At 70.4% G+C, this 22117-nt stretch carries 16 protein-coding genes and 1 pseudogene; 13 read left to right on the top strand and 4 right to left on the bottom strand.

Annotated elements, in window-relative coordinates; all coding sequences use genetic code 11:
* The first annotated feature begins 36 nt into the window (after positions 1-36).
* A complete protein-coding gene (locus ACFORO_RS13025) occupies positions 37-1341 on the top strand; it encodes an RNA polymerase subunit sigma-70 (RefSeq protein WP_377896554.1) in 1305 nt (434 codons plus the stop codon).
* A 167-nt stretch (positions 1342-1508) separates the two neighbouring features.
* Here the strand turns inward: ACFORO_RS13025 and ACFORO_RS13020 are convergent, their stop codons facing one another.
* Complete coding sequence (locus ACFORO_RS13020) at positions 1509-1778, bottom strand: WhiB family transcriptional regulator (RefSeq protein WP_037812602.1); 270 nt, start codon at positions 1776-1778, stop codon at positions 1509-1511.
* A gap of 333 nt (positions 1779-2111) precedes the next feature.
* Between ACFORO_RS13020 and ACFORO_RS13015 the strand changes: the two are divergent.
* Positions 2112-2636, top strand: a pseudogene (locus tag ACFORO_RS13015) (sigma factor-like helix-turn-helix DNA-binding protein); the annotation flags it as partial.
* Between the two features lie 51 nt (positions 2637-2687).
* Positions 2688-3371, top strand: a complete 684-nt coding sequence (gene shbA, locus ACFORO_RS13010; RefSeq protein WP_354746867.1) for an RNA polymerase sigma factor ShbA — start codon at positions 2688-2690, stop codon at positions 3369-3371.
* Here shbA and ACFORO_RS13005 read toward each other — a convergent pair.
* A complete protein-coding gene (locus ACFORO_RS13005; RefSeq protein ID WP_377869888.1) occupies positions 3345-4211 on the bottom strand; it encodes a LysR substrate-binding domain-containing protein in 867 nt (288 codons plus the stop codon). The genes shbA and ACFORO_RS13005 overlap by 27 nt on opposite strands.
* A 100-nt stretch (positions 4212-4311) precedes the next feature.
* On the opposite strand from ACFORO_RS13005, the gene ACFORO_RS13000 reads away from it, so the two are divergent.
* Positions 4312-5337, top strand: a complete 1026-nt coding sequence (locus ACFORO_RS13000) for a bile acid:sodium symporter family protein (protein ID WP_377869889.1) — start codon at positions 4312-4314, stop codon at positions 5335-5337.
* A 99-nt stretch (positions 5338-5436) separates the two neighbouring features.
* Here the strand turns inward: ACFORO_RS13000 and ACFORO_RS12995 are convergent, their stop codons facing one another.
* Both ACFORO_RS12995 and ACFORO_RS12990 read right to left on the bottom strand, forming a co-directional pair.
* Positions 5437-7938: an ABC transporter permease gene (locus tag ACFORO_RS12995; protein ID WP_377869890.1), complete on the bottom strand. Its 2502-nt coding sequence runs from the start codon at positions 7936-7938 to the stop codon at positions 5437-5439.
* 3 nt (positions 7939-7941) lie between these two features.
* Entirely contained in the window at positions 7942-8721 is a 780-nt protein-coding gene (locus ACFORO_RS12990; RefSeq protein ID WP_377869891.1) for an ABC transporter ATP-binding protein, read from the bottom strand.
* 127 nt (positions 8722-8848) lie between these two features.
* On the opposite strand from ACFORO_RS12990, the gene ACFORO_RS12985 reads away from it, so the two are divergent.
* The 9 genes from ACFORO_RS12985 (at position 8849) to eccD (ending at position 22109) form a co-directional block, all read left to right on the top strand.
* Positions 8849-10090, top strand: coding sequence for a sensor histidine kinase (locus tag ACFORO_RS12985; protein ID WP_377869892.1), 1242 nt, complete (start codon positions 8849-8851; stop codon positions 10088-10090).
* Positions 10078-10722, top strand: coding sequence for a response regulator transcription factor (locus tag ACFORO_RS12980; protein ID WP_377869893.1), 645 nt, complete (start codon positions 10078-10080; stop codon positions 10720-10722). The genes ACFORO_RS12985 and ACFORO_RS12980 overlap by 13 nt, the downstream gene beginning before the upstream one ends.
* A 195-nt stretch (positions 10723-10917) precedes the next feature.
* A complete protein-coding gene (locus ACFORO_RS12975; RefSeq protein WP_377869894.1) occupies positions 10918-11466 on the top strand; it encodes a DUF1062 domain-containing protein in 549 nt (182 codons plus the stop codon).
* Positions 11467-11882: 416 nt separating this feature from the next.
* Positions 11883-12221: a WXG100 family type VII secretion target gene (locus tag ACFORO_RS12970; RefSeq protein ID WP_344284506.1), complete on the top strand. Its 339-nt coding sequence runs from the start codon at positions 11883-11885 to the stop codon at positions 12219-12221.
* A gap of 31 nt (positions 12222-12252) precedes the next feature.
* Positions 12253-12552 carry a WXG100 family type VII secretion target gene (locus ACFORO_RS12965; protein WP_116206728.1) on the top strand — a complete coding sequence of 100 codons (300 nt, stop codon included), beginning with the start codon at positions 12253-12255 and terminating at the stop codon, positions 12550-12552.
* A 46-nt stretch (positions 12553-12598) separates the two neighbouring features.
* Complete coding sequence (locus ACFORO_RS12960) at positions 12599-13153, top strand: hypothetical protein (protein WP_354737179.1); 555 nt, start codon at positions 12599-12601, stop codon at positions 13151-13153.
* A 66-nt stretch (positions 13154-13219) separates the two neighbouring features.
* Positions 13220-16714 carry a WXG100 family type VII secretion target gene (locus ACFORO_RS12955; RefSeq protein ID WP_377869895.1) on the top strand — a complete coding sequence of 1165 codons (3495 nt, stop codon included), beginning with the start codon at positions 13220-13222 and terminating at the stop codon, positions 16712-16714.
* On the top strand, positions 16711-20727 hold the full coding sequence (gene eccCa, locus ACFORO_RS12950) for a type VII secretion protein EccCa (protein ID WP_377869896.1): 4017 nt from the start codon (positions 16711-16713) through the stop codon (positions 20725-20727). The genes ACFORO_RS12955 and eccCa overlap by 4 nt, the downstream gene beginning before the upstream one ends.
* Positions 20724-22109 (top strand): type VII secretion integral membrane protein EccD, encoded by a 1386-nt coding sequence (eccD, locus tag ACFORO_RS12945; RefSeq protein WP_377869897.1) that lies wholly within the window; start codon positions 20724-20726, stop codon positions 22107-22109. Before eccCa ends, eccD begins: the two co-directional genes overlap by 4 nt.
* The last annotated feature ends 8 nt before the right edge of the window (positions 22110-22117 follow it).

Below are 22117 nucleotides of genomic sequence, written 5' to 3'. Positions count from 1 at the left end.
ATAGTGTTCCGGCTGCCTACGGACCCCGCTGCCCGAATGCCGCATCGGGGTTTTCTCGGCAGCGGCCGCGATGACAAGGAACGCGACGCCTTCCCCTGCTCGCCTGGCCTCGTCCCGCCCTGCGGGCACGTCCGTGAGGGGAACCCTGAGGGACTCAGAGTCCCTCAGGGTTCCCCTCACGGACAGTCAACGGGAGCGGAGAGAACCCGCAGCTACCAAACGACTCGCGAGTGGCGCGATGCCGGTTCTCCCCGGCATCAGCACTCACGAGCTACCGTTGCCCGGGTGACCAGCGACGAGGAGTTCAGCGCCCTCCTGATGCGGCACCGGCGCGAGATCCGCGTGCACTGCTACCGGATGAGCGGTTCGTTCGAGGAGGCCGAGGACCTCACCCAGGAGGCGTTTCTCCGGGCCTGGAAAGGCCGCCGCGGCTTCGCCGGGCGGGCGAGCGTGCGGACGTGGCTGTACCGGATCGCCACGAACGTCTGCCTCGACGCGCTCGCCCGGCGCCCGCGGCGCGCGCTGCCGGACGAACTGGGTCCGGCGGCCGACCCGGCGGGCGAGATCTCCGCGCTCGACGTGCCGTGGCTCGGCCCGTTTCCCGATCTGCTGCTCGACCCCGCGGCGCCGGACGACACCGGCGCCGCGGTCGTCGAACGGGAAACCATCGAACTGGCGTTCCTCGCCACGATCCAGTTGCTCCCGCCGCGGCAGCGCGCCGCGCTGATCCTTCGCGACGTGCTCGATTGGTCCGCAAAGGACACTGCCGAACTGCTGGGCACTTCGGTGGCCTCGGCGAACAGCGCGCTGCAGCGGGGCAGGGAGACCTTGCGCGCCAAGCTGCCCGCCCGGCGCGCCGAATGGTCCGCCCCGGACAGCACGACCGCCGAGGAAACGGCACTGCTGCGGAAGTTCGTCGCCGCCTACGAATCGGCGGACGTGCGGGCCGTGGCCGCGGTGCTGAGCGAGGACGCGCGTGCGGTGATGCCGCCGTACTCGTTGTGGTTCGACAGTCGCGATCGGATTCTCGGCGCGCTCGGGCCGAGTTTCGATCCCGCCTCGCCGTACTACCGGGGCAGTTTCCGGATGGTGCCGGTACGGGCGAACCGGCAGCCCGCCGTCGCCGGATATCTGCGCCGGCCCGGCGAATCGGTTTATCGCGCTTTCGGCGTCTGCGTGCTCACCGTGCGAAACGGACTGGTCACGGCGATGGCCGCGTTCGAAACAGCGGCATTGGCGCCGTACGGACTCGCCGAAACGTTCGAAGAAACTGTGCCGACGATTGCCGATCCGGCTACCGCCACGGCGGAAACCGGTCGCCTCGGGCGGATCGGCGGCTGACCGGTTCGCACCTGCTTCCGGCCGGATCGGCAATAAAAAACGCCCGGGCGGCGACCGCTGATGCGATCGCCGCCCGGGCGCAACCACCGAGTTCCGGGCTTCGTGCCGGTTGTGGTGGGGGAAACTGCTAGCGCCCTCGCCGCCGGGAAATGGTCACCGGCTCGCGGTCAGGCGACTCGATGCCGTGCGGCGGCGGAGCCGGTTCGCACCAGCTTCCGGCGCTCCAGCTCGGTGGTTCCCCCGAAGATCCCGTTGCCGAGACCGTTGTCGAGAGCATAGGAAAGGCATTCCGCGCGGACCGGGCATCGCGCGCAGACCGCCTTGGCCTTCGCGACCTGCTGCGCCCCCGGACCCATGTCGGAAATCGGGAAGAACAGTTCCGGGTCCTCGTCCTGGCACGCCGCGCGGGCGAGCCAGCTGGTGGCCGTGAGTTCCATTGTTGCTTTTCACCTCCTGTCCTCATTGTCGAACCGTGGTCAACCGACTTCTCCGCGCGCACGGGCAAGCCATGCCTTCGGAGGGTGTTCGGTGGGCTTTTCGGCCGAACCGCCCCGGGCCGCGAAGGACCCGGCGGACGACCGGCTTTCCAAGTTACCACCGATCACCGTCCGCGCGCGAAATTTCGATTCAGCTCACATCGCGGACGCGGTTGCCGCCGGGCGTGCTACGGCCCCCTCGTCCGCCGTCCGGCGACGCCGAAGAGTCCGGGATTTCCTTTTCCGCGCACCGTTTCCCCCTTCCGCCGCCGTCTCGGGCGAACTGCCCGTTCGATGCAGGTACCCACCCGTCCCGCCCTTAACCACATTTCCGTGACCGGATCGTTACATCCCACGGGCGCGCCACCGCACCTGTTCGACAGGGTCCGGGTTCGGGAGGGGGTGCGCGTGGCGGGGTTCGACGGCTTTTTCCGGGGCGATTTCCCTCGCCTCGTGGCGTTCCTGTGCGCGGGCGGGCTCGGGCCGGGCACCGCGCGCGAGGTGGCGGTGGAGGCGTTCGTCCAGGAAACCGGGACGTGGCCGCCGCCGGGCGACCCGCGCGTGGCGGTGCGGCTGACCGCCGTCCGGCTCGCCGCCGAGCAGACGTGGTTCGACGGCGGCGCCCCGTCCGCGGAGCCGCCGGGCGACCGGCTGGCCGCGGTCGTGGAGCGGAACGCGCGCGGGGTCGAACTGCTCTCGACGCTGCCGGAAACCCAGCGCACGGTGCTGACGTGGTCGCTCGACGGGTTCTCCCCCGCCGCGATCGCGGCAGCGCTCGGCATGGCGGGCACCACAGTCCGCTCGAACCTGCGGCACGCCCGGGAACGGCTGAAACACCGGCTCGGCCTGGCCGAGCGCGAGGAGGCCCTGATGACCGCACTGCGCGAGGCCGACGCCGCATTGGTCGGCGCGCTGCGCTCGGCGCTAGACGTCGAAGAAGCGTTGACCCGAGTGAAAACCGAGGCGACCGCCTTGGCCGCACCACGGGTACCGGCAGGCCGCTTCAGCTTCGACGGCCCGGTGCGAGCCGCGGTCGAAGGCGATCCGGACGCGGCGCAGGACCTGCTCGCCTCAGTGCAGCCGCTGATCGTGCGCTACTGCCGGGCGCGGTTAGGCGGTGCCGACGCGTATTCGTCGGCGGACGATGTGGCGCAGGAAGTCTGCCTGGCGTTGCTGACCGCGCTGCCCGGCTATCGGCATCAGGGGCGGCCGTTCCTCGCTTTCGTTTACGGGATCGCGCAGCACAAGGTGGCTGACGCGCATCGGGCGCACGCGCGTAACCGGACTGACGCTATGGCGGAGTTGCCGGAGGCGGTTGATCTTGCTGACGGGCCGGAGGAACGGGCGTTGCGGGCTGAGCTGAATCGGCATCTGGCTCGGTTGCTGCGGCTGTTGCCGGAGCGGCAGCGGGAGATTGTGTTGCTGCGGGTTGTCGTCGGGCTCTCCGCGGAGGAGGCGGCTGAAGCGGTCAGCTCGACGCCGGGCGCGGTCCGCGTGGCGCAGCACCGGGCGTTGTTGCGGCTTCGGTCAGCCCTCGAACGACGACGGCGCTGACCCGATCCGCGCCACCACGAACTCCGCCAGTGCCGCCGCCGGGCCTTCGCCGCCGTCTTTCGACAGCAGGATGAAATCGACGTCACCGGGGTCCGGAAGGCCGAGTTCGGCGGGCAATTCGACCAGATCGGACGGCACCAGGCTCCGCGCGTGCACCGTGATCCCGAGCCCGGCGGCCGCCGCCGCGCGCAGGCCGGTCAGGCTCGACGTCAGGCAGGCCGCCCGCCATTCCAGGCCCGCGCGTTCCAGCGTTTCCACTGCCAGCTGCCGGGTGACCGACGGCATCGGGTACTGCACCAGCGGCACCGGCTGGCCGGGTGTGAGGTCCGTCGCCGCCGAGCCGATCCACACCAGCGGTTCCCGCCGCAGCAGCCGTCCGGGGCCGGGCGCGCCCGGGCGGCGTTTGCCGAGCACCAGGTCGAGGCGGCCGTCGGCGATGCGGCGGGCGAGCACATCGGACAGTTCCACGTGCAGTTCCACGTCCACCAGCGGATGGCTTTCCCGCAGCCGCCGCAGGATTTCCGGCAGCTCGCCGAGCGCGAAGTCCTCGGACACGCCGAACCGGACCCGGCCGCGCACCTGCGCGCCGCGGAAATGCCGGGCCGCGCGGTCCTCGGTGTCCACAATGGTCTGCGCGAACCCGAGCATCGCCTGTCCGCGCGCGGTCAGGTCGACCGCGTGCGTGTCCCGGGCGAACAGCAATCCGCCGGCCTCGGACTCGAGCCGCCGGATGTGCTGGCTGATTGTGGGCTGCCCCACACCCAAGCGCCTCGCCGCCGCGGTGAAGCTGCGAGTTTCCGCCACGGCAAGGAAAGAACGGCACAGCCGCGGATCCAGCATGCGTCACATCTTATCGGCTTTCGCAATGGCAGTCAGTACGGTCATCGGGGTTCCGAATGACCGACGGCGACGAGAGAATGGCCGGGAAAGGAGATCCACCGTGCTCGCTTCGTTCGCCCGCCCCGTCTCGGCCTTGCTCGCCAAGCTGCGGATCGACCCCTTCATCGCCCTGATCCTCGTCACCGTGGGCATCGCCTCGCTGCTGCCGGCGTCCGGCGCGGTGGCGACCGGGTTCGGCGTGGCGACCAAGATCGCCGTCGGGATGTTGTTCTTCCTTTACGGCGCAAGGCTTTCCAGTCAGGAAGCGGTCGAGGGGATGCGGCACTGGCGGTTGCACGTCACGGTGCTCTGCGCCACTTTCGTGCTTTTCCCGCTGCTGGGGCTCGCCGCGTCGTTCCTCTCCCCCGGGCTGCTGACGTCGCCGCTGTACACCGGCGTGCTGTTCCTCTGCCTGCTGCCGTCGACCGTCCAGTCGTCGATCGCGTTCACCTCGATCGCGAAGGGCAACGTCGCGGCGGCGATCTGCAGCGCGTCGCTGTCCAACCTGCTGGGCATCGTGCTGACGCCGCTGCTCGTCGCGCTGCTGCTGGCCACCGACGGCCCGGGCGTGAGCGGTTCGGCGGTGCTGGACATCGTGCTGCAGCTGCTGGTGCCGTTCGTCGCCGGACAGCTGGCGCGCCGCTGGATCGGCGGCTGGGTGCAGCGGCATTCCGCGCCGCTGAAGATCGTCGACCGCGGTTCGATCCTGCTGGTGGTGTACACCGCGTTCAGCGAGGGCATGACCGAGGGCATCTGGCACCAGCTGGACGTCGGCCCGCTGCTCGCGCTCGTCGCGGTCTGCTGCGTCCTGCTGGCGGCCGTGCTCGGCGCCACCAGCGGCGGCGCGAGGCTGCTCGGGTTCGACCGCGCCGACCGGATCACGATCATGTTCTGCGGTTCGAAGAAGAGCCTCGCGAGCGGCCTCCCGATGGCGACGGTGCTGTTCGGGCACGCCGAGGTCGGGCTGATCGTGCTGCCGCTGATGCTGTTCCACCAGATTCAGCTGATCGTGTGCGCGGCGATGGCGCGCCGCTACGCCCGGCAGGCGGCCGCGGAGGAACCAGGGGAACTCGCGACGGTCGGCTGACGCTCGGGCACGCCCGTGAAGGGCTCCTTCAAGGAATTGGATTCCCTCAAGGAGCCCTTCACGGACAGCCGGGGCAGACGCGCCTGCTCGACAGCGCGGTTACTCGCGCATCCCGATCGCGTCCACCGGCCGGGCACGCAGCGCGAGCTTCGCGGGCACCAGCACCGACGCGGCGCCCACCAGCGCGGTCGCGGCGACGATCCCCAGGTACAGCAACGGCGGAATGCTCGGAATCGGCGACCCGGTGAGACCGAGGCTGACAGTGGCCAGCGGGATCAGCGGGACCGCCGAGCCCACCGCCACCGCGATCAGCACCACCGTCAGGGCCTCGATCCGCAGCACCTTCAGCACCTGGTCCCGCGTCATCCCGACCAGCCGCAGCAGCGCGAACTCGCGCGTCCGGGCCAGCGTGGTCATCACCAGCGTGTTCGCCACCGCCAGCGCGATGTAGGCGAAGACCAGCACCAGCGGCAACGCGCTGCTCAGCACGGAAGCAGTCGCCGCGTCGCGTTGTTCTTCGGACAGGCCTGCCTTGGCCGACACGGTCAGTCCCGGATATTTCCCGGACAGGCTCGCCAGATCTGTCCCGGGACGGGCCCGGACCAGGATCTGCTGGTCCAACTGCCGGGAGCTGTGTGCGAAGACGTCGTCGTGCGCCAAGGTGACGTCGCCGAATCCCCTGCCCCGCTGGTAGATCGCGACGACGGCCGGGGTCGCGGCGAAGCCGTCCGGGAAGTTCAGCTTGATCTGCTCGCCGACTTTGACGCCGAGAGTGCTCGCCGCGCTGGCACTCAGGGCGACCTTTCCCGGGGCCAGATCAGCGAGGTTTCCTGCCGAGACACCAAGATCCATCGTCTGGGAAGCGTTGTCGACGGTGATGCCTTGGGCGGGGAATTCGAAGATCTCCGGCGAATCGAGCACCTTTGTCGACGCGAACACCTGCACCCGCGTCACGCCGGTCGCGGCCTCGACGCCCGGCAACGCGGCGGCGTCCCGGACGGCGTCGGCTGGCAAGCCACCCGCCTCGCCGGTGAGCGTGTACTGCGCGGTGATCCCTTCGTCGGCCTGGTCGGCGGCCGCGGCGCCGAGGGTGGCGGGAATGAACAACTGCACGCAGGCGAACCCGATCGCCAGCACCAGCGGTCCAATCCCAGCCGCCAGCCGACGCGCGTTCGCTCGGGTGTTGGCGGCGGCGAGGTAGCCGTATTCCTTGAACCGCCGGGTGATCGGCTTGGCCAGAAATCGCGTCGCGAACGCCGCTACCGGCGGAGCCAGCAGCAGCACCGCGACGATCATGATCAACCCGCCGCTGCCCGCGCCCGCCACGGCGAAGACGCCGGAGAAAAACACCGGGAGCAGCGACGCGGCCAGGCCGAGCAGCAACAACAGCACCCCGAGCGTCCGACGGCCGCCGCTGATTCCTGGCTGCTCGGCTGCGGCGTCGCTCAAGGCCTCGACCGGTCGCACCGACGAGGCTTTCCACGCCACCGCGAACGTCGCGATCTGTGCCGTCGCCACCCCGGCCAGCACCGCGACCAGCATCGGCAGAACACCGACGGAGAAAGAGAAATCGCTCGGCACGACGCCGATCAGGACGAGCGCGCCGCGCAACAATTGCGCGGCGAGAATCCCGGGCAGGCACCCGATCGCCGACGCCACGACCGACAGCACCAGCGCTTCCGCCGCCAGCATTTTCCAGATCTGGCGCGGAGTCGCCGCGATCGCGCGCAGCACGGCCAATTCGCGACGACGCTGGTGGACGCTCAACGCGAGAGTGCTTGCCACCACCAGAATCGCGATCAGCAGCACAGTGCCGCCGAGCGAACCCGCGATCTCCTGCAGCGTGCCGCGCGCCGAGGCGACGTCGGGATTCTCAATCCGGCTCCGGTCGTCTCCCGTCGTCACCTCCGCACCGGAGCCCAGCCGCGAGGTCAGCCGGTCGGCCAGCTCGTCAGGATCGACGCCAGGCCGGGGAAACACTCCGACGGCGTCCACCCGGTCGCCGCGTCCGGCCAAGCTCTCCGCTTCCGTATCAGCGAAAAACACGACGGGTGTGCGGAGTTCTCCGTCCACACCGGACAGTTTCGCCACGCCTGCGACGCGGTAGTCGGCCGCGGCTTTGGTCGTCTGGATCCGGACCACAGCCCCGGGTTCCTTGGCCAGTCCGGCGTCCAGCACGACCTCGCCCGGCCGTTGCGGTTCGCGACCGTCGACGAGATCGAACGGACCGAGCCGGGCGCTCGACCACGGATGTCCGGTTGCAGTCGTATCGCCCAGCACCGCGGGAAAACTCACGTCCGGCACCACTGACCCGACGCCGTCGGTACCGGCGATCTTCCGCACGGTCTCGCGCGTCAGCGGGGCCGGTTCCTTGAGCGGCTTGGACTTGGTCTTGCCGTTTTCCCGCACCTCGAACGATTTCGGGCCGCCGACGACCACCGGGACCCCGGCGTACCGCTGCGGCGCCACCCCGGCTTCCGTCCCGGACTGCAGGAGAATGCCGAACGCGGTGACCAGCATGGCCGCGCCGAGAAGAGCGACGAACGCTCCCGCGAAACCGGAAGCGCGTCCGCGCAGCGTTTTGACCGCGAGTTCGAACATCGCTCACCACTCCCCGAGCGTGGTCATCCGCTCGGCCACGCGGTCCGGGGCCGGCTCGGTCATTTCGTCGGCGAGCGCGCCGTCGGCGAGGAAGACCACCCGGTGCGCGTAGGACGCGGCCACCGGATCGTGGGTCACCATGATCACCGTCTGGCCCGTCTCGTCCACGAGCTGCCGCAACAGCTCGAGCACCTGACGGCCGGTCCGGGTGTCGAGCGCGCCGGTCGGTTCGTCGGCGAACACCACCTCGGGCCGCGGCGCGAGCGCGCGGGCGATCGCCACCCGCTGCTGCTGGCCGCCGGACAGCTGCGCCGGACGCCGGTTCAGCCGGTCGGCGAGCCCGACGCGCCGCACGATCTCCTCCAGCCAGGCCGGGTCGGGAACCAGCCCGGCCATCCGCGCCGGGAGCGAGATGTTGTCCGCGACAGTCAGCGACGTCAGCAGGTTGTAAGCCTGGAAGACGAACCCGACCCGCTCGCGGCGGAGCACGGTCAGCGCGGTCTCGTCCAGCCCGGCGAGATCAGTGCCGCCGAGCAGCACCGTTCCGCTCGTCGGCCGGTCCAGCCCGGCAGCGCAGTGCAGGAAGGTGCTCTTGCCCGCGCCGGACGGGCCCATCACCGCGGTGAACGACCCTCGGCCGAACCGGACGGTCAGGTCGCGCAACGCGGTCACCTCGCCCGCGCCGGAACCGTAGGTCTTGCGCACCGAACGCAGCGAGACCACGTCGTCCGGCGGGGCCCCGGTCTCGGCCGGTGCCGGGCGTTGCCGTTTCTCGCGTGCCACTTCGTCCTCCGGGTGCGGTGATCTTGCTTTTCCCGGACGCTACGGATCCGGGAACCCGCCGGACAGCACGTATCCTGCAGATCGCAGGTGCAGAAAACTGCACCCGCGAATCTTCCGAGGGGGTCGGATGGAGCCGGTGCGCGCGAACCGGTTCAGCGTCCGGGACTACCTCGCCGGATTCGGCACGTCCTTCCGCTACCTCGCCGTCGGCGCCGCGATCGGTCTCGGCGGCCTGCTGCTCTTCTGGCTGGCCGCGGGCAGTCTGCTGCTGAGCCTGGCCGGGATCGGGCTCCCGTTGCTGGTCCTCCTCGTCCCGCTGCTGCGCCGGTTCGCCCGCACGCACCGGAACCGGGTCGAACGGCTGCTGGGCACGCCGGTCGCCGAGAAGTACGCGGTCCCCGGTTCGCCGCTCGGCGTGCTCAAGGACCGGGCGGTCTGGAAGGACCTGGCGTTCCTCGCGGCCACCACCGTCGTCGGCACCCCGCTGTGTTTCGTCGGGCTGAGCCTGCTGTCCGGCGCGCTCTGCTGGGGCACCGCGCCGATCTGGTGGACCTTCCTGCCGCCCGCCGCGCACCTCACGTTCCGACCGGTCACGAGCTGGGCCGAAGCCTTCGGCGCGACCGGCATCGGCCTGGGGTACGCCGCCGGGCTGATCCTCCTGGTGCCGCTGCTGGCCCGCGGGCACGCGATGCTCGCCCGGGCGTTGCTGCGCCCGCCGCGCGGCAGCAAGCAGACCCGCCGGATCGAAGAGCTGACCGTCACCCGGGCCGAAGCCCTCGAAGCGCACGGGGCCGAGCTGCGGCGGATCGAACGGGACCTGCACGACGGCACCCAGGCCGGGCTCGTCGCGATCTCGCTCCGGCTCGGGTTGATCAAGCACGCGCTCGAGAATCAGCCGGACAGCGCGCTCAGGCTGGTCGACGACGCGCAGGAGCTGACCGAGCATTCGCTGGCGTCGCTGCGCACGATCGTCCGCGGGATCTATCCGCCGCTGCTGACCGACCGCGGCCTGGTCGGCGCGGTGCAAGCGCTTGCGTCGAGCAGTGCGATCCCGGTCGGGGTCGACGTCTCCGGCTCCGGGCAGGCCCCGGCCGCGGTGGAGGCGGCGGCCTACTTCGCGGTCGCCGAGGCGCTGACAAACATCGCCAAGCACAGCGGGGCCGACCGGGCGTGGATTACGCTCGCGCTCGACCGGGAAAGGATCGGGATCACTGTGCGGGACAACGGGAAGGGCGGCGCTGCGGAGAACTTCGGCACCGGGCTGGCCGGGATCCGGCGCCGGGTCGCGGCCTTCGACGGCAGCTTCGCGCTGAGCAGCCCCGAAGGCGGCCCGACGGTGCTGCGAGCGGAGCTGCCGTGCGTGTCGTGATCGCCGACGACAACGCCTTCATCCGGGAAGGCCTGGCGTTGATGCTGTCCACGGTCGGCCACGAGGTGTGCGCCGTGCTGGAACGCGGGCCGGACGTGCTGCCCGCGTTGCTGGAGCACCGGCCCGACCTCGCCGTCCTGGACGTCCGGCTCCCGCCGGGCTTCACCGACGAGGGGCTGCGGGCGGCCGCGGCGGCGCGCGCGGAGATTGCGGGCCTGCCGGTGCTGATGCTGTCGCAGTACGTCGAGCACGCCTACGCGGCCGAACTGCTGGCCGGCGGCGCGTCCGGGGTCGGCTACCTGCTGAAGGACCGGGTCGGGCGGATCGAGGAATTCCGCGACGCCATGGACCGGGTGGCCGCCGGCGGCACGGTGATGGACCCGGAGGTCGTTTCGCAGCTGATGGCGCGCCGGCGAGCCGCAGACGCGCTCGACGTGCTCAGCCCCCGCGAGCGCGAGGTGCTCGCGCTGATGGCCGAGGGCCACGGCAACGGCGCGATCGCCGGGAAGCTGTTCATCGCGGAAACGTCGGTGAACAAGCACGTGGGCAACATCTTCGCCCGGCTGGGGCTGTCCGCGGGCACCGGCGACCACCGGCGGGTGCGGGCCGTGCTCGCCTATCTCGACGCCTGACCCGCGGCGCTCAGCCGGAAATCCAGTGGAGCCGCGCCCGCGCCCGCGGCTACTGTCGCCCGACCAGTGTCGGCCAGGCAAGGACGTGCCGTTGTACCTCGCGTGAGGCATCCCAAGCTCTGATCCCGTCGCGCGCCGCGTTATGCGCCGCGCTTCTTCGTGCTGCGGAATTCTCACTGGAATCGGTGTACTCCTGTGCTCTATAACTGGACAGTCCTGCCCACTTGCCTGCCGCTCGTCCGGCGGCGCTGCCACACGTGCGCGTCCGGACGCTTCCGGACCGGCGGCAAGTTCCGGGTCAACGCCCATCACAAACTCATCGACGCCTGGCTCCTCGTGCTCTGTACCGGCTGCGGGGAAACGGCGAAACTCACCGTGTTCGAACGGGCGAGGGTGCGCACGGTCCGGCCGGAATTGCTGGACCGCTTGCACCACAACGATCCCGGCCTCGCCGCCGAACTGCTCCAGGACCCGGTCCTGCTGCGGCGCAACCGCGTCTCGCTCGACTGGGACGGCGCCTGGCGGCTCGACACCGGTGGTTCGGACCACTTGGACCAGGACGCGATCGACGTCTCGGTCGGTTTCGCGGCCCGGATCCCGGTCCGGCCGGTGCGGCTGATCGCCGAGGGCTGCGGGCTCGCCCGGGCCGAGGTCGAACGGCTGCTCTCCGGCGGGAAGGTCGTGTCGGGAGTCCGGCTGAGCGGCAAGCTCTCCGGCGACTTCGCCTTCACGCTCAAGTACTGAGCCAAGTCCGTGCGGGGAACCCTCCGGGACTCTGAGTCCCGCAGGGTTCCCCTCACGGACAGCTGTCTGTCCACAACGGACTCCGCAAGTCCATTCCCGACTTCCGCTCGCATGAGCGCGAACCGCGAACCAGGGCACCAGCGCTGCCTGAACGGGCACTCGTGCGTAACCGGATCGCGCGGAAGGCGTTGCCGCAGCTCAGCGCCCCCCAGGTGGAGGAGCCGCTTGCCCCGCCGTCCGCGCGCCGGTGTTCAGAAGGGAACAACGCGGCGACAACCCGTAGACCGGCGCTTACCGTAAGTCCGCAGTCTCCCCCGTGCTCTGTCGTATCGGCCGAACGAAGGGCATCCGCGGCGACGTCGGCGGTCTGGCATGCCAGTCCGTCATATCCGGAGAACCCGACCAGAGGAGAAAGCATGGCTTCGCAGGACGGCGCCCGCGTCGACACCAGCGTCATGCGCAAGGGCGCGCAGACGATCAGCGACACCGGGCAGAACATCACCGGGGTGAACCAGAAGGTCGACGGCACCATGCAGACGCTGTTCGGCACCTGGCGCTCGGACTCGGCGAACGTGTTCAACCAGGCCATGGGCCAGTTCGACCAGACGGTCCGCAAGATCGTGCAGAAGCTGGACGAGCTTTCGCAGAACGTGCAGACCTCGGCGAGCGAGTACGACAGCCGGGACTCGGACAACACCTCCACCGCCAACAACGCCGCCACGGTCATCGGCGGCGGCGGCCTGCAGGGCTTCTGATCCCCTTCCTTCCCACGAAAGGACGCTTCCCATGGCTTTGGGCCAGTTCCAGATCAGCTTCGCGACCATGCAGGACACCGTCGGGCAGGCGAAGCAGCAGTCGAACCAGATCACCGAACTGCTGGACCAGATGAAGGCGGTCATCGAGGGCCAGCGCGAAAACTGGACCGGTGTCGCGGCGGACATGTTCCACGAGACCTACAACTACTGCCACCAGGCGGCGCTCACGCTGCCGCAGGCGCTCGACGCCGCCGCGCAGACCCTCGGCCAGATCAACGAGGGCACCTCGAACACCGAGGGCAACAACGCCAAGCGGTTCGCCTCGAACTGACGCCGCCGCCGCGGGCGCAACTGACCTGAAAGGAGGGTGACCGGCCATGGTTTCGTTGGGCGACACCGATTACGGAATGCACAACGACACGTCGAACAAGCATCAGACGACGTCGGACGACGGCAAGTTCCACAGCCCGGGCGACCAGGCTCCGCCGGACGTGAAGAACGAGTGGATCCCGCCGGGCGACGTCGGCAAGCCGCCGCCGGTGCCGGGCGGTTCCGAGCATCCGGGCAAGGGAGTCACCGCGGTCAACACCGAGGCGATGCGCACGTTCGCGAAGAACCTGCAGTCGCTCGCGGACGGGCCGCTGAAGGACCTGCCGACGAAGCTCGACGGGGTCCAGCTCAAGCCCGGCGTGTTCCTGACGGCGCAGAACAAGATCTTCACGCCGATCCAGGGCGCGAACTCGCTGCGGGACACCACCCGCACCGCGATCCACGACCTCTGCAAAGCGCTCGACGAGGTGGCGGACGCGGTGAACAAGGCCTCGAAGGCGTACGACAACGCCGACGAGGTCAACAAGATGTCGGCCGACGACTACAACCAGTACTTCAACACGGTCAGCGGCCACATCACCGGCGCCGGTCAGAAACCCTGACCGGACGGGCGGCGGTCTTTCCCGGTTCTCGCCGGGGTCTCTCAGGTTCGAAGCGATCGAGGGAAGATGGCGGACGACAACAACACCCACGGGTTCACCTCGGACGACAACGGGGTCTGGCCGGACACCACGCAGACCGGCAACCAGAACAGCACCGGTGACCCGTCGAAGGATTTCGACGGCCTGACGTGGAAGCAGATCGAAGCGGCGATCCTCGGCGGCGGTTCGCTGTCGGGCGGCCAGGACAACCGGGACAAGGCCTACGGCAACGTCAACTGGCAGTCGCTTCAGGACGCGGCCGGGGTGTTTCAGGAGACGCAGCAGAACCTCGCGATGGTCGCTCAGTCCATTCAGGACCAGACCGCCGCCCTCGCCGGACCCGACGGTCCGTGGAAGGGCGACGCCGCGACGAAGTTCAAGGACATGATGACCGCGCTGGGCAACAAGTTCTCCGATCTGGCGGACCGGATCGGCGACGGCGGCGGGTCGAACAACGTGCCGAACAACCTCGTCAATTCCGCGGCGTACCTCAAGTGGGCGCAGGACACGATCCGCTACATCGACAGCTATTACGCCAGCCAGGTCCTCGCCCAGGGCAGCAAGTACCACCTCAGCGACGGGCGCGCGTACATCTCGCAGTTCCCCGAGGCCGTCGAGATGATGACCAACGACATGCGCAAGGTCGGCGGGCAGCTCGCGCAGAAGTACAACACCGTGCACGTCAACGCGGGCAAGACGACCCCGCCGCCGACTCCTGGTGGCGGCGACGGCAACACGCCCAAGCCTCCTCCGCCCCCGCCGACTCCTCCCCCGCCTCCGCCGACGCCGCAGCCTCCGCCGCCGGTGACGCAACCTCCTCCCCCGCCCACCTCGCCCCCGCCGCCACCGGTGACGCAGCCGCCTCCTGCTCCGAAACCGCCGCCCGTGTCTCCGCCTCCGGGTGGCGGCAACGGTGCTCCTCCGCCGGTGAACAAGGCCACGATTCCGCCGCCTCCCAACGGGGTCAACGGTCCGGGCGGCCCTGGCGGGAGCAATGTGCCGCCGCCGTTGAAGAACGCCCTCGTGTCACCGCCGCCGGGCGACCTCAAGGGTCCCGGGGGCAACGGCACGCCGCCTCCGATCACGGCTGCTTCCATTCCGCCGCCGCCTAACGGGGTTGGCGGGAACAAGTCGCCGAACCCGCAGAAGCCGCCGGGCTCGGAGGTCAACCCGCCGTCGATTCCCGCGCCGCCGGGCGATTCCGGCAGCGTGAAGCCGCCGAAGGTCTCCCCGCCGCCGGGCGACGTTTCGGGAGGGAACAACCTCAAGTCTCCGTCCATCCCGGCCCCGCCCGGGGCTTCCGGCAACAACATGGGCGGGCACGTCAACCCGCCGTCCGTCCCCGCGCCGCCGGGAAGCTCGGGCGGGTCCGGGCACGTGAATCCCGCGTCGATCCCGCCGCCCCCGGGAGATTCCGGCGGCAACCTGGCGAACAACGCGCTCAACCCGGCGCACCTGCCGCCGGGCCTCAGCAACCCGCCGGGCAACCAGAACCCGGGCGGCAGCGGCATCCCGATGATGCCGCCGGGAGGCATGGGCGGCGGTGGCGGGCTGAACCCGCCGTCCGCGGAGCGTCCGGATTCGTCCGGGTTGCTCGGCAACATCAAAAAGCCCTGGATCAGTCCTCCGCCGGACGGCATCGGCAACCCCGATTCGCACGGCGAAACTCCCCCGCTCAGCTCGGCCAAGTGGGCTCCGCCGCCCGGTGCGAGCGGCGGGACCGGCGACGGCGCGAGCGGCAACAGCGTCGGCGGGCCGGGCGACAGCGGTCCGGGCGCGATCAAGGGCCTCGGCGAAAGCGAGCTGCCGAAGGTGCCGAATCCGGTCGGGAACCACGAGCAGGTTCCCGGTGGCGGGACTCCGCCGATGATGCCGCCGGGCGGGATGGGCGGCGGCAGCGGAATGAACACGCCCGCCGCGGAGCGTCCGGATTCCTCCGGGCTGCTCGGCAGCATCAAAAAGCCGTGGATCAGCCCTCCGCCAGACGGCATCGGCAACCCCGACGCCCACGGAGACACGCCACCGCTGCACTCGGCCAAGTGGGCTCCGCCGCCCGGTGCGAGCGGCGGGACCGGCGACGGCGCGAGCAGCAACGGCGTAGGTGAGCCGGTCGGCCCTGGGGTCAAGGGGCTCGGCGAGAGCGACCTGCCCAAGCTTCCCGACCCTGTCGCCAACCACGAGCAGCAACAACTCCCGGCCTCGGGAACGCCACCGATGGTCCCGCCGGGCGGCATGGGCGGCGGCAGCGGAATGAACACGCCCGCCGCCGAACGACCCGACTCCTCAGGACTCCTCGGCAACGTCCAGGAGCCATGGCTGAGCGCACCGCCCGACGGCATCGGCAACCCCGACGCCCACGGCGACACACCACCGCTGCACTCGGCCAAGTGGGCCCCGCCACCCGGCGCGAACGGCGGGACCGGCGACGGCGCGAGCGGCAACGGCGTAGGCGGGCCGGGCAGTGAGCCGATCGACCCGGGTATGAAGGGTCGCGGAGAAAGCGACCTGCCGAAGCTGCCCGACCCCGTCGCCAACCACGAGCAGCAACAACTCCCAGCTTCGGGAACCCCGCCAATGGTCCCGCCGGGCGGCATGGGCGGCGGCAGCGGCATGAACACGCCCGCCGCCGAACGACCCGACTCCTCCGGACTCCTCGGCAACGTCCAGGAGCCGTGGACGGCCGATCTGCCTGGCGGCGTCGGCGACCCGAGCACGTCCGGCGAGACGCCACCGAACGAATCCGCTGGCTGGGCTCCTCCGGCACCTGGCATGCCGATGGTCCCACCGGGCAACACCGGCAACGGGACGCCCGCCGAACGACCCGACTCGGCCGGACTGCTCGGCGACGTCCAGCAACCCTGGACAGCAAGCACACCGGCAGGCATCGGAAATCCCAGCGCACAAGGCCAAACCCCGCCAAGCACCTCGGCAGGCTGGGCGACCGGCGCGGGCATCCCGATCGTCCCCCCAGTCAGCAACGGGACGAGCACACCCGAACGGCCGGAGTCCGCCGGACTGCTCACCGAAGTCCAGGAACCCTGGGTTCCTTCGTCCACTGTGGACGCACCCGCCAACACCGGCTGGGCCGCCACGAGCAACGACAACGACCTCGTCCGCATCGCAGTCGTGCAACCCCTCGACCACGAGGACACCTCGGCCTGGGACGTGGGCACCGCCGAATTCCTGCCCGCTCTCCTGCCGGTCGCCACAGCAGCAGACGAGCGTCAAGAGGAAATCGCCACCGATTTCCTGCAGCGCACCGACGAACCGTGGCGGCCGAACCAGGCCGACGAGGAACCCGCGCTCGGCACCTACCAGAGGGTCCGCGGCGGTCCGGCCGAGGTCGTCCCCGACGAGTTGCCCACCTGCGGCGACTCGCCGGAACCCGAGGAGCCCGAAGCGGACACCGCCGAAGAAGAGACCGAGGAAGAAGAGGAACGCACCATGGCCGACCTGCTCCGGCAGGACGACGCGGCCTGGGGCAAGCCAGCCCGGCGCAGCTCCCCGGGGGTGCTCGAATGAGCACGGAAACCGTCAAGCGCGGCCCGCGCGCCGCGGGCCCGGAAATGCCCGAGGGCCAGGAAGAACTGCAAGAACCGCCCGTCATGGCGGAACCGGCGGCGCGCGATTTCAACTCGCTGCTGATGATGCTGCCGATGGCCATCGGGTCGTTGGTGATGGTGCTGGCGTTCTCTGGCGTCGCGGGCAGTTCGCCGTTCACCTACGTGATCGGCGGCGGCATGGGCGTGTCCATGATCGCGATGAGCCTCGGACAGCTCTCCCGCGCCGCCGCCGAGCGCAAGCGCAAGATGCAGGCCGAGCGGCGGGACTATCTGCGCTACATCGGCCAGGTCCGCGAGCGGGCCCGTTCGACCGCCGAGGACCAGCGGCACGCGGTGGCCTGGAACAACCCGTCCCCGGATTCGCTGTGGTCGCTGGCGATGGGCCCGCGGCTGTGGGAACGCCGGATCAGCCACGAGGACTTCGCGCGGGTGCGGATCGGGCTGGGCACGCAGCAGTCGGCATTGGAACTGGTGCCGCCGGTGACCAAGCCGATCGAGGACCTCGAACCGCTGTCGGCGATCTCGCTGCGCCGGTTCACCGAGACCTACCGCACGCTGTCCGGCATCCCGACCGCGGTGGGACTGCGGAGCTTCACCAGCGTCGAGTTCGACGGAGATCCGGAAGCGGCCGTCGGGCTGGTCCGGGCGATGCTCGCGCAACTGGTCGCCTTCCATTCGCCGGACGAACTGCGGCTCGCGGTGCTCACCACCGAAGCCGCGCAGGCGCAGTGGGACTGGGTGAAGTGGTTGCCGCACAACAACCACCCGACGCTCCGCGACGCCGCCGGTCCGCTCCGGCTGCTCGCCGCCGACCACGACGAGCTGATGGACCTCCTCGGCCCGGACGTGGCCGACCGGGACGACCACGACAAGACCGTCGGGCCGACGACGACCGAGCCGTTCGTGGTGGTCGTCGCGCATCTGGCGGCGATCCCGGAGTCCTCGCGGCTGGTCGGCGCGGGACTGCGCAACGTCGTCCTGCTGGACGTCACCGGCGCGCTCCCCGGCGGCCCCAAGGTGCTGCGACTGACCACAAAGGACGGTCTGGTCGAGTTCCCGGCGGGCAGCGGAGTGGGTTCCGCGACCCGCGACGAGCTGTCGGTGACCCAGGTGGAAGGCCTCGCCCGGCTGCTCGCGCCGAAGCGGACCAGCGGCACCCTGGAGATCGCCGACCAGCCGCTGGAAAGCGACTTCGGACTGACCGCGCTGCTCGGCATCAAGGACGTGCACACCTTCGACATCCCGGGCCAGTGGCGGCCGCGCGCGGCACAACGGGCCCGGATGTCCGTGCCGATCGGCGTGACCGAGGACGGCGAGATCGTCGAACTGGACCTGAAGGAATCCGCGCAGGGCGGCATGGGCCCGCACGGGATGCTGATCGGCGCGACCGGGTCCGGCAAGTCGGAGCTGCTGCGCACGCTCGTGCTCGGGCTGGCCGCGACGCATTCGTCCGAGATCCTCAACTTCGTGCTCGTCGACTTCAAGGGCGGCGCGACGTTCCTCGGGATGGACCGGCTGCCGCACACCTCGGCGACGATCACCAACCTCGCCGACGAACTGCCGCTGGTCGACCGCATGCAGGACTCGCTCAACGGCGAGATGGTGCGCCGCCAGGAACAACTGCGCGCGAGCGGCTACCCGTCGCTGTACGAATACGAAAAGGCCCGCGCGGCCGGCGAACAGCTGGCCCCGATGCCGACGCTGTTCCTGGTGGTCGACGAGTTCTCCGAGCTGCTGAGCGCCAAGCCCGAGTTCATGGAGCTGTTCGTCTCCGTCGGACGGCTGGGCCGCAGCCTCGGCGTGCACCTGCTGCTCGCGTCGCAGCGGCTGGACGAGGGCCGCATCCACCGCGTCGAAGGTCACCTGTCGTACCGGATCGCCCTGCGCACCTTCTCCTCGATGGAGTCTCGCAGCGTGATCGGCGCAGGCAGCGCATACGAACTGCCGCCGGAACCGGGCAACGGTTATCTGAAGATCGACACCACGAACCTGGTGCGGTTCAAGGCCGCTTACGTCTCCGGTCCGGTCCCCGCGGGCAACGGCGAGAACTCCGCAGTCGCCGCGGCACGGGCCAGCCGCGAGGTCGTCCCGTTCCGCACCGAAGCCCGGCCCGCCAAGCTGATCATCCGCGACGACGAACCGGAACCGGCCGAGAAGCAGTCCGATGTGGACGCTCTGGAAGCCGCCGTGCCCGGCGGGCCGACGCTCGCCGACGCGTTCATCGACCGGCTGACCGGCGCGGGTCCGGCGGCGCGGCAGGTGTGGCTGCCGCCGCTGGCCGAATCGCCGAGCCTCGATTCGCTGCTGCCGAGCGTCACGCCGGACCCGGTGCGCGGGATGGCGGTGGCCGACCCGGCGCACTGGGGCAGGCTCCGGGTGCCGATGGGGATGATCGACCGGCCGTTCGAGCAGGTCCGCGAACTGCTGACGGCGGACCTGTCGTCGGCGGCCGGGCACGTCGCGGTGGTCGGCGGGCCGAAGACCGGCAAGTCGACGCTGCTGCGCACCCTCGTGCTGGCGCTGGCGATGACGCACACCCCGCAGGAGGTCCAGTTCTACGGGCTGGACTTCGGCGGCGGCGGGATCATGTCGCTGTCCGGGCTGCCGCACGTCGGCTCGGTCGCCACCCGGCTCGAACGCGACCGGGTCGTCCGGACCATCGAGGAAATCTCGCAGGTCATGGAAGGCCGCGAGACGCTGTTCTCCGAGCACGGCATCGAATCCATGGACGCCTACCGCGCGTTGCGCCGCAGCGGCCAGATCGAGGACCCGTTCGGCGACGTGTTCCTGGTGGTCGACGGCTGGTACAGCCTCAAGAACGACTACAGCGACCTCGAGCAGAAGATCGGCGAGCTGGCCTCGCGCGGGCTGTCCTTCGGCGTGCACGTGGTGATCGGCGCGACCCGCTGGTCCGAGATCCGGCCGTACCTGCGCGACCTGCTGCAGACCCGGTTCGAACTGCGGCTCGGCGATCCGATGGAGTCGGAGATCGGCTCGCGCAAAGCGAAAACGGTGCCGAACCAGCCGGGCCGCGGCCTGACCCCGGACGGCCTGCACTTCCTCGCCGGACTGCCGCGAATGGACGGCAGCGGCAACACCGACGACCTCGCCGCCGCGGCCAAGGCGGTCGCCGAAGAGGTGCATCTGTTCTGGCCGGGCGCACCGGCTCCGTCGGTACGGCTGCTGCCCGCGAAGCTGCCGATGGCGCAGCTTCCCGCGCCGGACGGCGACCTGCGGATCGCCCTCGGCCAGGACGAGCAGCGGCTGCTGCCGGTATGGCACGACTTCGCGGCCACTCCGCACCTGCTTGCCTTCGGCGACAACGAAACCGGCAAGACCAACCTGCTGCGGGTGGTGCTGCGTTCGGTGCTGGCGCGCTACTCGTCGAGCGAGGCGAAGATCGTGCTGGCCGACCCGAGCCGCCAGCTGGACGTCGAAGTGCCCGAGGAATACCGCGTCGGGTACGCGACCACCACCGAGGCGTTGCAGGAATTGGCGCAGCAGGCCAGCGTTTCGCTCACCCCGCGCGTGCCGGACCAGACCATCACCGCGGACCGGCTCAAGCGCCGCGACTGGTGGACCGGCCCCCGGCTGTTCTTCGTGGTGGACGACTACCAGCTGCTGACCAGCGGCATGGGCTCGCCGCTGGAACCGCTGTTGTCCTTGCTGTCGCAGGGTTCCTACATCGGGTTCCACCTGGTCCTCAGCCGCAGCACGTCCGGCGCGATGCGCGCGCTGAGCGACTCGGTGGTCCGCCGGATCTGGGAACTCGGCAGCCCGGGCGTGGTGTTCTCCTACCCCAAGGAAGAGGGCAAGTTCCTCGGCGAGGCGGCCCCGCGCCAGCTGCCCGCCGGCCGCGCGCAGCTCGTCACCCGCCGCGGCGTGAAGCTCGTGCAGACCGCGATCGCGGAAGAGGACCGGGCCGACGAGGGCTGGTCCCCGCTCGCGACGACCGAAAGGGGTGTGCGATGACCGCGTCGACCGGCGAACTGTGCCGGATCACCGTGTACGGGCCGCAGGGCCGGGCGGATCTGGCGGTGCCGATGTCCGTCCCGCTGACCAGCCTGCTGCCGGTGCTGCTGGAGCACACCGGCAGCCGGGAGGACCTCGGCGACGGCTGGGTGCTGCAGCGCCTCGGCGAGGAGCCGCTGGATGCGTCGGGCACGCCCGAGTCGCTGGACTGGAAGGAGGGCGAGGAGTTCCACCTTCGCCCTCGCACGGATCCGTTGCCGGAGCTGGATTTCGACGACATCGCGGACGGCATGGCCACCGCGGTGAGCCGGCACCCTGGTCGCTGGCGCCCGGAGTTCAACCGCGGGCTGTTCCTCGGGTTCGCGATCTTCTCTCTCCTGGTGCTCGCCAAGGTGCTGCTCTACCCGGGTTCGGCCGGGCTGACCGCGATCGGCGGCGGCGTGGTGTCGCTCGGGCTGCTCGTCGCGGCCGTGGCGACCGGGGTGCGTTCCGACGACAAGGCGCTGCTGACGTTGCTCGGGCTCGGCGGCTGCGCGTTCGCGTTCCTCGCCGGTGCGGTCGCGGTGGCCGGGCTCGATCCCGCGTTCGACCTGCAGGGCGCACCGATTTTGACCGGCTGCCTGACGTTCGCGCTGGCCGGTGGTCTCGTGCTCGGCGGCCGGGCGGCGTGGTCGCATGCCATCCCGTTCGTGCCGTTCGGCGCGGTCGTCGCGACCGGGCTCGCCGGAGCGCTTTCGCTGTGGCTGCACCTCGGTGCCGGGTTCACCACCGAGCAGGCGGCCGGGCTGGTGTCGTTCGTGCTGGTCGGGCTGATGGTGTTCGCGCCGCGGATCGGCATCCGGTTCGCTCGCATCCGCGGGCCGCAGCTGCCGCGTTCGGCCGGGGAACTGCAGTACGACATCGAACCGATGCCTGCCGCGCAGATGGTGCACCAGACCGGGTACGCCGACGGCTACCTCACCATCGCCTGCCTTGCCGCCACGGCCGTTTTCGTCGGCTGCTTCCCGTTCCTGGTCGGCCACGGGCTGTTCCCGACCATCCTCGGCGGGCTGGTGTCCGCGGCCGTGCTGATGCGTTCGCGGGCACTGCTCGGCGTGTGGCAACGGGTTCCGCTCGCCGCCGCTGGGGCGATCGGTCTGGTACTGCTCGGGCTGTCGCTGATCCAGCCGTTGCCGACGCCGTGGCGAGGCGCCTGTCTCGCCGGGCTGTGCCTGGTGTTCTTCCTGCTCCTGCTGGCGATGCTGCGCCCGCCGCCGCGGCGGCTGCTGCCGATCTGGGGGCACCTGGCGAACTGGCTGGAAACGCTGAGCGCGGTGGCGATGATCCCGATCCTGCTGCAGTTGTTCGGCGTCTACGCGTGGGCCGTCGGGCTCACGTCCTGAGCGAGGGA

Source organism: Amycolatopsis halotolerans, from assembly GCF_042647905.1.
Lineage (GTDB): Bacteria > Actinomycetota > Actinomycetes > Mycobacteriales > Pseudonocardiaceae > Amycolatopsis > Amycolatopsis halotolerans.
The sequence above is the reverse complement of the archived record's forward strand: the minus strand, read 5'-3'. Positions and strand labels throughout refer to the sequence as shown.

Coding starts and splice junctions, on each gene's coding strand:
- ACFORO_RS13025 (WP_377896554.1), top strand. CDS start 37: ATGCCGCATCGGGGTTTTCTCGGCAGCGGCCGCGATGACAAGGAACGC.
- ACFORO_RS13020 (WP_037812602.1), bottom strand. CDS start 1,778: ATGGAACTCACGGCCACCAGCTGGCTCGCCCGCGCGGCGTGCCAGGAC.
- shbA (WP_354746867.1), top strand. CDS start 2,688: ATGACCGCACTGCGCGAGGCCGACGCCGCATTGGTCGGCGCGCTGCGC.
- ACFORO_RS13005 (WP_377869888.1), bottom strand. CDS start 4,211: ATGCTGGATCCGCGGCTGTGCCGTTCTTTCCTTGCCGTGGCGGAAACT.
- ACFORO_RS12995 (WP_377869890.1), bottom strand. CDS start 7,938: ATGTTCGAACTCGCGGTCAAAACGCTGCGCGGACGCGCTTCCGGTTTC.
- ACFORO_RS12985 (WP_377869892.1), top strand. CDS start 8,849: ATGGAGCCGGTGCGCGCGAACCGGTTCAGCGTCCGGGACTACCTCGCC.
- ACFORO_RS12970 (WP_344284506.1), top strand. CDS start 11,883: ATGGCTTCGCAGGACGGCGCCCGCGTCGACACCAGCGTCATGCGCAAG.
- ACFORO_RS12965 (WP_116206728.1), top strand. CDS start 12,253: ATGGCTTTGGGCCAGTTCCAGATCAGCTTCGCGACCATGCAGGACACC.
- ACFORO_RS12960 (WP_354737179.1), top strand. CDS start 12,599: ATGGTTTCGTTGGGCGACACCGATTACGGAATGCACAACGACACGTCG.
- ACFORO_RS12955 (WP_377869895.1), top strand. CDS start 13,220: ATGGCGGACGACAACAACACCCACGGGTTCACCTCGGACGACAACGGG.
- eccCa (WP_377869896.1), top strand. CDS start 16,711: ATGAGCACGGAAACCGTCAAGCGCGGCCCGCGCGCCGCGGGCCCGGAA.
- eccD (WP_377869897.1), top strand. CDS start 20,724: ATGACCGCGTCGACCGGCGAACTGTGCCGGATCACCGTGTACGGGCCG.